Here is a 10,320-nt window from a genome sequence, read left to right on the forward strand (position 1 = left end):
GGGGGGGAAAGGGGGGGGGGGGTTGGGGGGGGGAGTGTGGCAAGGGGGTTCTCCGGAGAACGCGGGGGGGGAGAAGGGGGGGGGGGTGGGGGGCCCAAAGAAGAGACCAACAACGCCCCCTATCCATGTCCGTCCGCCCCGGGGTTGAATGACCGGGATCGTACGGAGGTGATGGACATGGTGTCCGCCGACCGGCTGCTGGCCTTCGCGGCCATGTCGCTCCTGGTGGTGCTGATCCCGGGACCCAGCGTGCTGTTCGTCATCGGACGGGCGCTGGCGCACGGCCGCCGCACCGCGGTGGCGACGGCCATCGGCAATGTCTTCGGCTCGTATCTGCTGGTGGTCGCGGTCGCGGTGGGCATCGGCTCGCTGGTGGAACGGTCCGCGGCGGTCTACCTCGGAGTCAAGCTGGCAGGCGCCGCATACCTCGTCCTCCTGGGCGTACAGGCGTTCCGGCACCGCAGGGAACTACGGGTGTCGGCGGCCGAACCCGCCTCGGCGCGTCCCGCCCGCGGCGATCTGCGTACCGTCCTCGACGGCGCCCTGGTCGGCGTCACGAATCCCAAGGGCGTCGTGTTCTTCGCCGCCGTACTCCCCCAGTTCGTGGACCAGTCGGCGGGCCAGGTCCCCCTGCAGATGCTGGTGCTGGGCCTCATCCCGATCATGATCGGCCTGGTCACCGACACACTGTGGGGCCTGACCGCGTCCGCCACCCGCACCTGGTTCGCCCGCTCGGACCGGCGGTTGTCGATGATCGGCGGGGCGGGCGGATTCACCATGATCGGGCTCGGAGTGACGGTGGCCGTGACGGGCCGGGCGGACTGAGGTCCTTCGCCCGCCCCAGGACACGGCCTAGGCCGTGTCCGCAAAGTCCCGTCGTCCGCCCGGAGGGCGGGCCCCGCGGCGGCGATGGGGGTCCCCCCGCGCAAGGTTGTTCGAGCGTGGGGGAGCGTGCTCTCGGCGTGCCCGGCGGGAGCCCTCGTACTGGACGTACTCGGGCTTTCGCCCGGTGCGGCGAGTGGGGGTCCCCCTCTGGGGGAGCGTGCCAGGCGTCGCGGGGCAGGCGGGACTTTGCGGACACGGCCTAGGGGATGACGGTCCCGAAGCGGATGTCGTACGACTCCTGCGGGTGCATGACCTGAAGCGTCCGCGCCGCCTCCTCGGTCACGTCCGCGCGCTGCGCCCTGCCGAGCTCGCCGAAGGGCTCGATGACGAGGGCGTCGCCGAGGATGCGCCAGACACCGGCGAGGAAGCCGTCGACGAGGAACGGGCAGTAGACGGTGTTCGCCTGCCAGGTACGGCCACGGTTCGCGGGCGGAACGACACGCGTGCGGTCGGCGTGGGAGAGCAGGAGGTTGTCGAACTCGGGCAGGAAGCGGGGCGGCGCCGGGGTGTCCGGGTCGGGGCGCGGGGCGTCGGGGAGGTCGAAGAGTTCGACGCCGTTCTCGTCCCGGAAGGTGAGCAGCTGGGGGCGGAGCCGTTCGAAGGCGGCGCGCATCCGGGTCATGCCTGCCCAGGTCTGCATGTCCTTCACGGAGGCCGGCCCGAAGGCGGCCAGATAGCGCAGGACCGTGGCGTCGGCCGAGGCGGCCGGTTCGCTGGGACGGTCGAGCCAGTGCTCGGCGGTGGTGAGGGAGACCTGGGCACTGCGGCCCCACATGCCACGCGGGGTGACCTGGACGAGGGGCAGGGTGCAGCGGGCGGCGACGGCCAGGGACTGCGGGTCGGCGTCCGGCCACTCCGCGCTCAGGGCCTCACGCAGCTGCTTCATGGTGCGGGGCTCGGCCTCGACGAGCTCGCGGGCGATACCGGCGAGCCGGTCCAGGTCGACACCGACGAGGCCCTTGCGGAAATAGTTGATCTCGCGGTCCCTGGCGGGCTGCACCAGCGGGCGCAGGGTGAGGCTGTCGTCGGCGGTGTGCAGATGGATCGTCGAGCGCATGGTGACCATACGCACGGCCGCGCGGTCACCGAGCGGCCCGGACAGCTCCTCGGGCGTGAAGCCCTCGAGGCGGGCGGCGAGCGCGTAGTACGGCGGCTTGACCTCCTGCGCTTGGAGCCCGACCAGATGCTCCACGGCCGCGAGGGCGGACATCGGCGAGCGGCGCAGCAGCAGCTGGCGGTCGAGGGTGGCGCGGTTGAGGGCGCGGGTGCTGAGTACGGGGTCCGTACCGGTCATCGTCGCCGCCTTCGTCTTGGCCGCCTTGGTCGTGTTCGCCACCGGTGCCGCCTGCGCGGCCTGCCCCGCTTCAGACGTCTTCGCCATGGTCCACTTGGTCATGCTCCGCACGCTAGTGGGGCTTGCGGACAGCTTTCGTCCGCATCTCTCACCGGATCCCGGATCGGCCCACCCCGCCGCATGTCGTTCGCCCCGTATATCCTGCTCCGTGATCACGCACTCGTCGTCTCGACCGGGAGGCAGCCGCGATGTCCGAGCGACGCGCCCGCCCCGCCTCGAAAAACTCCATGAAATCCGTGTGGCGCCGAGCCCTCACCCCTCCGCAGCCACCGGAACCGCCGGCCACGGCACCCCCGGCGCCCGCCGAGACGTCGGAGCCGTCGGAGGTGGCGAGTGTCGTGCAGGCGGCGCTGTACCGGGACGGGGTGCGGGTGTCCAGCCCCGCCACCCTCGCCGAGACCTACCGTGAGCTGCGCGACCAGCCGTCCGGCATGGCATGGATCGGCCTGGCCCGCCCCACGGAGGCGGAGCTTCTCTCCCTGGCCGCGGAGTTCGACCTGCACCCCCTCTCGGTCGAGGACGCGATGGAGGCACACCAGCGGCCCAAGCTGGAGCGCTACGGCGAGACGCTGTTCGTGGTGCTGCGCGCCGCCCGCTATCTGGACGCGCCCGAGGAGGTCGACTTCGGCGAACTCCATGTGTTCGTCGGCCCCGACTTCGTGATCACCGTCCGCCATGGCGCCGCCCCCGACCTGTCGGCGGTGCGCCGGCGCATGGAGGAGACGCCGGAGCTGCTCAAGCTGGGCCCAGAGGCGGTGCTCTACGCGATACTGGACGCGGTGGTCGACGGCTACGAACCGGTGGTCGCGGGCGTCCAGATCGACATCGACGAGATCGAGACCGAGGTCTTCCGCGGCGACCCCGAGGTCTCCCGCCGTATCTACGAACTCTCCCGGGAAATGGTCGAGTTCCAGCGCGCCACCCGCCCGCTCGTCGGCATGCTGCACGGCCTGATGGCGGGCTTCTCCAAGTACGGCACGGACGAGGAACTCCAGCGGTACCTGCGCGACGTGGCCGACCACGTGACCCACACCAGCGAGCGTGTCGACGGCTTCCGCCAGGCCCTCACCGAGATCCTCACGGTCAACGCGACGCTGGTCACGCAGGAGCAGAACGCGGAGATGCGGGCGTTGGCGGAGGCGGGGTTCGAGCAGAACGAGGAGATCAAGCGCATCTCGTCATGGGCGGCGATCCTCTTCGCCCCCACGCTCGTGGGCACCATCTACGGCATGAACTTCGAGCACATGCCGGAGCTGAGCTGGCGCTTCGGATACCCCTTCGCGATCGGTCTGATGGGGGTCATCTGTGCCGGACTGTACGTGATCTTCAAGCGGCGGGACTGGCTTTGAGTGGCCATCCGCGAGGGGCGGGGCGGCCTTGAGTGACCGAATAGCGAGCGCCGATGCCGCGAGTACCGCCGACGAGGCGGTCGAGGTCCGGCGGTTCTGGCGGCGGCTCGGGCTGCCGGGGCTCGTCGACGTGCACACCCACTTCATGCCCGAGCGTGTGCTGCGCAAGGTGTGGCACTACTTCGACTCGCTCGGCACGCTGACCGGCGGGCTGGAGTGGCCCATCACCTATCGCGCGGAGGAGGCCGAGCGGGTCGCCGTGATCCGGGACCTCGGCGTCCGCAGCTTCACCTCGATGCTCTACCCGCACAAGGCGGGCATGGCCGAGTGGCTCAACGGCTGGGCCGCCGACTTCGCGGTCCGCACCCCGGACTGTCTGCACACCTCGACGCTCTTCCCGGAGACGGGAGTGGACGCCTACGTCGGCAGGGCGGTCGAGGCGGGCGCGCGGGTCTTCAAGGCGCATGTGCAGGTGGGGGCGTACGACCCGGCCGACGAACTCCTCGACTCCGCCTGGGGATTGCTGGCCGAGGCCGGGACGCCCGTCGTGATCCACTGCGGCTCGGGACCCATGCCCGGCAAGCACACCGGACCGGAGCCGGTGGCGCGTGTGCTCGCCCGGCACCCCCGATTGCGGCTGATCATCGCGCACATGGGGCTGCCCGAGTACGAGGACTTCCTCGACCTCGCCGAACGGTACGAGGAGGTGCGGCTCGACACGACGATGGCCTTCACCGACTTCAGCGAACGCCTCGCACCGTTCCCGAAGCGCGCACTGCCCCGGCTGACCGCCCTCGGCGACCGCATCCTGCTCGGCAGCGACTTCCCCAACATCCCTTATCCCTACGTCCACCAGCTGGCGGCCCTGGAGCGCCTGGAGCTCGGGGACGACTGGCTGCGCGCCGTCTGCCATGACAACGGGGCGCGGTTGTTCGGGCTGTGACGCGGGGCGGGCGAGTGGTACCGGGGTACCACTCGCCCGCCGAAGATTCCCCCACGGTCCCAAGGTCCTGACCCGCGGCGCTCGTAGCTTCGAAGCCACAGACACCGCGGCCCGTCCGCGGCCGAGTCCGTGGCAGGAAGGCCCACTCCCATGATCGAAGCGCGAGAACTGACGAAGCGGTACGGCGACAAGACGGTCGTCGACCATTTGAGCTTCACCGTCCGGCCCGGTGAGGTGACCGGCTTCCTCGGTCCCAACGGCGCGGGCAAGTCGACGACGATGCGCATGATCGTCGGCCTGGACTCCCCCACCAAGGGCTCGGTCACGGTGAACGGCAGGTCTTACGCCGGGCACGCCGCGCCGCTGCACGAGATCGGCACGCTGCTGGAGGCCAAGTCGGTCCACCCCGGGCGCAGCGCGTTCAACCATCTGATGGCGCTGGCGTACACGCACGGCATTTCGCGCCGCCGGGTGGACGAGGTCATCGAGCTGGCCGGTCTGACCGGTGTCGCCGGCAAGCGGGTCGGCGCCTTTTCGCTCGGCATGGGACAGCGGCTCGGCATCGCCTCCGCCCTGCTCGGCGACCCGGCGATCGTGATGCTCGACGAACCGGTCAACGGCCTGGATCCGGAGGGTGTGTTGTGGGTGCGCAATCTGCTGCGCACGCTCGCCGACGAGGGCCGGGCGGTGATGCTCTCCTCGCATCTGATGAGCGAGACCGCGCTGATCGCCGACCATCTGGTGATCATCGGGCGGGGGCGGCTGCTCGCCGACACCACCGTCGACGACTTCACCCGGGAGGCGAGCGGAGGAGGCGTGAGGGTCTGCACGGCCGAGGCCATGCGGCTGCGTTCGCTGGTGGCCGGCCCGGACGTCACGATCAGCTCGTCCTCCGCGGAGGAACTGCTGGTCACCGGCCGGGACGCCCGGGAGATCGGGGCCATCGCCGCTCAGCACGGGGTGGCGCTGTACGAACTCACCCCGCAGGCCGTCTCCCTGGAGGCGGCGTTCATGGACCTCACCCGCGAAGTCGTCGAGTACCGCAGTGCTCCGGCCGGCACCGAGCGAAAGGCCGCCTGATGACCGTCTCCAGCCTCGCCCCCGCCCGCACGGCGCACCACAAGGTGACCGCCGTGCGCGTCCTGCGCTCCGAGTGGGCCAAGTTCTGGTCGCTGCGCTCCAGTTGGATCACCCTGGGCGTCGCCGTGTTCCTGTTGGTCCTGTTCGGGGCGATCGCCGCGTACACCTACAGCCCCGACGCCGTCGCGACCGGCGGACCGCCCGGCCCGGGAGGCTCCGACGGCGACAGCACCGCGGTGAGCCTGGCCCTCACCGGTGTCACCTTCGCGTCGCTGGCGATCGGTGTGCTCGGGGTGCTGCTGTCGGCGGGCGAGTACAGCACCGGCATGATCCGTTCGACCCTCACCGCCGTACCGCGCCGACTGCCCGTGCTGTGGTCCAAGGCCCTCGTGCTCGGACCCATCGCCCTGCTCCTCAGCACGGTCGGCGCCCTGGCCGCGTTCCAGCTGGGCACTCCGGGCCTGGACGGTGATCGGATCGCGCTCTCCCTGAGCGACGACGGCGTCCTGCGCGCGCTGGCCGGCGCCGGGGTCTATCTCGCTCTGGTGGCCGTGTTCGGCGTGGCCCTGGGCGTGCTGATCCGCTCGTCCGCCGGGGCCATCGCGGCCCTGGTCGGGGTGCTGCTGATCCTGCCGGGTCTGGCCTCGCTGCTCCCCGACTCCTGGTACGACACGCTCAGCCCCTACTTCCCCAGCAACGCGGGGTCGGCCGTCTACGCCCTGCACGAGACCTCGGGCTCGCTCTCGCCCGGCGCGGGGCTCGCGGTCTTCGCCGGCTGGGTGGCGCTGGCCCTGGCCGGGGCGGCCCTCCGGCTCGTGCGCACCGACGTCTGACCAGGGCGTGAGGACAATGGTGTCCATGAGCCCGGAGCGCCCGGCAGCCGCCGCGGACACCACCCGGGGGACGGTGCTCCCGCCGTCCCTCGGGTTCGACGCCGCGTGGGCGCATCCCCTGCTGGGCAGGTTGCTGCGGGGCCAGAGCCGGCGGCAGCGGCTGGACCGCCGGCACCCGTGGCTGCTCGACACGGCGGTGGTCCTGTTCGTCGTCGCGATCAGCCTGCCCGACGTGCTGTGGGGCGACGGCACCTCCCCGATCGGGGAGACGGACGCCCGTGACGAGGTGCCGTCCGCCGTCCTGTACGCCCTCGTCGCGGCGTTCGCCGTGCCGTTGTGGTGGCGGCGCCGGGCGCCCGCCGTCACGTACTTCGTGATCACGGCGGTGTCCCTCGTGCAGTGGTCGCTGGGCGTCTGGCTGCCGGCCGGCCTCGCGGCCCTCATCGCCCTGTACACGCTGGCCCGCAACGGATCGCTGCGGGTGCTGGGCTGGGCGGTCGCCGTGACCGTGGCGGAGCTGCTGCTGGCGGTGTTCGTGCTGGTGCCCGGGGACCGTCCGCTGCTCGGCGTCTTCTTCCTGCTGGGCACGGTGACGGCGGCCGTCGCGGTCGGTCTGACACTGCGTATCCGCCGGATGTACCTGGTGGCGCTGGAGGACCGCGCCCGGCGCCTGGAGATCGAGCAGGACCAGCGTCTCCGGCTCACGGCGGCCGCCGAGCGCTCCCGGGTCGCCCGCGAGATGCATGACATCGTCGGCCACAACCTCTCGGTCATGGTCACGGTCGCCGACGGCGCCGCGGCCCTCGCCGCGGGCCGGGGCGAGCAGTCCACCGAGGCCCTGCGCATCCTGGGCGACACCGGTCGGCAGGCCATGAGCGAACTCCGCCGTGTCCTGGGCGTCCTGCGCGAGGAGCAGGACGACGAGCGGCTGCTCGGCCCGCAGCCCGGCATCGGGGATCTGGAGCCGCTGCTCGCGCGGGTGCGCGCGGCGGGCGTGCCGGTGCACTACCGGACGACGGGCGATCCCGCCGCCCTGGGCGACGGCGTCCAGCTCACGGTCTATCGCATCGTCCAGGAATCGCTGACCAACACGCTCAAGCACGCCGGGGCCGGCACCTCCGCCGAGGTCACCCTCGCCGTAGAGGCGGGCGAGGTACGCATCCGCGTCACCGACACCGGCACCTCGCCGGAGGAGCCCTCGCGGGTGCGGCCGCCGACTCGGGACGACGATCCCGGCCACGGTCTGGTCGGCATCCGTCAGCGGGCCGCCATGTACGGCGGGACCGTCATCATCGGACCGCGCGACACCGGCCACGGGTGGGTCGTGGACGTCGTGCTCGACGTACCACCGGGAGAGCGACAGCCATGACCACCGTCCTCATCGCCGACGACCAGCCCCTCCAGCGCATGGGCGTGCGCATGCTGCTGGAGGGCACCGCCGGCCTGGAGCCGGTCGGCGAGGCGGAGCACGGCGCCGAGGCGGTCCGCATGGCCGCCGAGCTGCGTCCCGACGTCGTGCTCATGGACATCCGCATGCCCGGCATGGACGGGATCGAGGCCACCCGCCGCATCGTCGCCTCCGGTGGCCGCACCCGCGTCCTCATCGTGACCACCTTCGACCTCGACGAGTACGCCTACGACGGGCTGCGCGCCGGCGCCAGCGGCTTCCTGCTCAAGGACGCCCGCCCCGAGGAACTCGTCGCCGGAATCCGCGCGGTCGCGACCGGTGACGCCGTCGTGGCCCCCCGTCTGACCCGCCGGCTGCTGGACGCATACGCCCACCAGGTCCTCGCCCCGACCGCGGGCCCCGCCCCCGAGGAGGACCCCCGGCTGCGGACGCTCAGCGACCGTGAGCGTGAGGTCCTGGTCGCCGTCGCCCAGGGCTGGACGAACTCGGAGATCGCCGAACGGCTGGTCCTCACCGAGTCCACCGTCAAGAAGCACGTCGGCCGGGTCCTCGCCAAGATCGGGGCCCGCGATCGCATCCAGGCCGTGATCATGGCGTACGACGCCGGACTGGTCAGGGCGAAGTCCTGACCGATCGCCTACTCGGCCTTTACGGGAGCTACGCTAGATTGGTGAACGAAACCGTTTCGTTCTGCTTGGCAGGCCGCCACCCGCCTCCATCAGGAAGAAGACAGGCATGGTCTCCGTACTCGTGGTGAACGACCAGTCTCTCCAGCGCCTCGCCCTGCGCATGCTCCTGGGCGCCGAGCCCGACATCGAGATCGCCGGGGAGGCGACGAGCGGCGCCGAGGCGGTCCGGATGAGCGCCGCGCTCCGTCCCGACGTCGTCCTGCTGACCGGCCGCCTCTCCGGGGCGGACGGCATCGACACCGTCCGGCGTGTCGCCGGACGGGAGCGTCCGCCGCGCTCGCTCGAACCCGCGGGCACGGACCGGTCCATCCCCCGAGTCCTGGTGCTCATCCCCGCCGGTCACGAGGAGTACGCCTACGCCGCACTGCGCGCCGGGGCGGACGGATTCCTCCTCGAGGACGCCGCGCCGGACGAACTCGCCTCGACCGTCCGGGTCGTGGCCGCCGGGGACGCCGTGGTCACCCCGGCCCTGACCCGTGCGCTCATCGACGCCGTCCGCGAACAGCGCGCCGCGCGGACCCGGCCGTATTCATCCGGGCTCGACACGCTCACCGGACGCGAGCGGGATGTCCTCGTCGCCGTCGCCTCCGGCTGGTCCAACGCCGAGATCGCCGAGCGGTTGTCCATCGCGCCGACCACCGTCAAGACGCACGTCAGCAACATCCTCACGAAGATCGGCGCCCGCGCCCGCGTGCAGGCGGTGACCTTCGCCTACGAGACGGGGCTCGTCCGGCCTGCGGCCTGACGCGTCAGGGCACGGGCGGCTGCGGCGTCGCCGCCCGGGCCGGTTGCTGACGATCCGTCACCAGCGGTGTGTCGCGGGCCGGGTCGGCGTGCATGGAGGTTCCGGATACTTTCAGGAAGTTCTCGGCCAGGCGCCGGGACCCCACCTGTCGGCGCCGGGCCAACTGGCGTCCCGCGCTACCCCATCCGGTGGCTTCTGACCGTCGCAGCGTTATTCATATCACCCGATTTCCTATTCATTTCACTGTCCGGCTCTTGGTGCTGACCAGCCGTCACGAGGCCCTGAACCAAGTCGAGGAGAGTGGAAGATGACGACATCGCCAAGATGGCGATCTGTTCTGGCGCCGGCCATGGCCGCCGCGCTCGCCGCAGCCGCCCTGGCGAGCGGGAGCACCGCCTACGCCGATGACCACACGACCCCCCACACGCCGTACCCGCACACGCCGGCCCACCCGGCACACGCGCCGAAGCCCGAACACCCCGCGAAGCCGGCACATCCGGACCACCCGGGGAAGCCGATGTACCCGGCCAAGCCGGTGAAGCCGGAGTATCCGGCACACCCGGAGAAGCCGGCACACCCTGTGAAGCCGGCGTACCCGGCCAAGCCGGTGAAGCCCGAGTACCCGGCACACCCGGTGAAGCCCGCGTATCCGGAGAAGCCTGCACACCCGGTGAAGCCTGCGTACCCGGAGAAGCCTGCACACCCGGTGAAGCCCGCGTACCCGGTGAAACCGGTCAAGCCTGACTACCCGAGCAAGCCCGCCTACCCGGCGAAGCCCGTCAAGCCTGACTACCCGTCGAAGCCCGCCTACCCGGCGAAGCCGGTCAAGCCCGCGTACCCCGCGAAGCCGGCCTACCCGGTGAAGCCTGAGCTCCCGTCGAAGCCTGCGTATCCGGCGAAGCCCGTAAAGCCCGACTACCCGTCGAAGCCGGCCTACCCGGTGAAGCCTGAGCTCCCGTCGAAGCCTGCGTATCCGGCGAAGCCCGTCAAGCCCGACTACCCGTCGAAGCCCGCCTACCCGGCCAAGCCTGAGC

Annotated in this window: 9 protein-coding genes and 1 pseudogene; 9 read left to right on the plus strand and 1 reads right to left on the minus strand. The window is 71.4% G+C overall.

Translation table 11 applies throughout. The annotated features are described in order from the left end of the window. The first annotated feature begins 177 nt into the window (after positions 1–177). Positions 178–825 (plus strand): LysE family translocator, encoded by a 648-nt coding sequence (locus ACFQ6S_RS13980; protein ID WP_383407809.1) that lies wholly within the window; start codon positions 178–180, stop codon positions 823–825. 259 nt (positions 826–1,084) lie between these two features. Here ACFQ6S_RS13980 and ACFQ6S_RS13985 read toward each other — a convergent pair whose 3' ends face one another. After that, positions 1,085–2,179, minus strand: coding sequence for a winged helix DNA-binding domain-containing protein (locus tag ACFQ6S_RS13985; RefSeq protein WP_383409259.1), 1,095 nt, complete (start codon positions 2,177–2,179; stop codon positions 1,085–1,087). A gap of 248 nt (positions 2,180–2,427) precedes the next feature. Between ACFQ6S_RS13985 and ACFQ6S_RS13990 the strand changes: the two genes are divergently transcribed. From ACFQ6S_RS13990 to ACFQ6S_RS14025, 8 genes and pseudogenes are all read left to right on the plus strand, one after another. Beyond that, positions 2,428–3,588, plus strand: a complete 1,161-nt coding sequence (locus tag ACFQ6S_RS13990; protein WP_383407812.1) for a magnesium and cobalt transport protein CorA — start codon at positions 2,428–2,430, stop codon at positions 3,586–3,588. Between the two features lie 28 nt (positions 3,589–3,616). After that, a complete protein-coding gene (locus tag ACFQ6S_RS13995) occupies positions 3,617–4,531 on the plus strand; it encodes an amidohydrolase family protein (RefSeq protein WP_383407815.1) in 915 nt (304 codons plus the stop codon). 150 nt (positions 4,532–4,681) lie between these two features. Next, a complete protein-coding gene (locus tag ACFQ6S_RS14000; protein WP_383407818.1) occupies positions 4,682–5,611 on the plus strand; it encodes an ABC transporter ATP-binding protein in 930 nt (309 codons plus the stop codon). Next, positions 5,611–6,444 (plus strand): ABC transporter permease, encoded by an 834-nt coding sequence (locus tag ACFQ6S_RS14005; protein WP_383407821.1) that lies wholly within the window; start codon positions 5,611–5,613, stop codon positions 6,442–6,444. Before ACFQ6S_RS14000 ends, ACFQ6S_RS14005 begins: the two co-directional genes overlap by 1 nt. A 25-nt stretch (positions 6,445–6,469) precedes the next feature. Then, positions 6,470–7,813 carry a histidine kinase gene (locus ACFQ6S_RS14010; protein ID WP_383407824.1) on the plus strand — a complete coding sequence of 448 codons (1,344 nt, stop codon included), beginning with the start codon at positions 6,470–6,472 and terminating at the stop codon, positions 7,811–7,813. After that, positions 7,810–8,481 (plus strand): response regulator, encoded by a 672-nt coding sequence (locus ACFQ6S_RS14015; protein ID WP_383407827.1) that lies wholly within the window; start codon positions 7,810–7,812, stop codon positions 8,479–8,481. The genes ACFQ6S_RS14010 and ACFQ6S_RS14015 overlap by 4 nt, the downstream gene beginning before the upstream one ends. Before the next feature lie 106 nt (positions 8,482–8,587). Beyond that, complete coding sequence (locus ACFQ6S_RS14020; protein WP_383407830.1) at positions 8,588–9,286, plus strand: LuxR C-terminal-related transcriptional regulator; 699 nt, start codon at positions 8,588–8,590, stop codon at positions 9,284–9,286. Positions 9,287–9,635: 349 nt separating this feature from the next. After that, positions 9,636–10,320: pseudogene (locus ACFQ6S_RS14025) on the plus strand (hypothetical protein); the annotation flags it as partial.

This window comes from Streptomyces sp. NPDC056479, assembly GCF_042795335.1.
GTDB lineage: Bacteria > Actinomycetota > Actinomycetes > Streptomycetales > Streptomycetaceae > Streptomyces.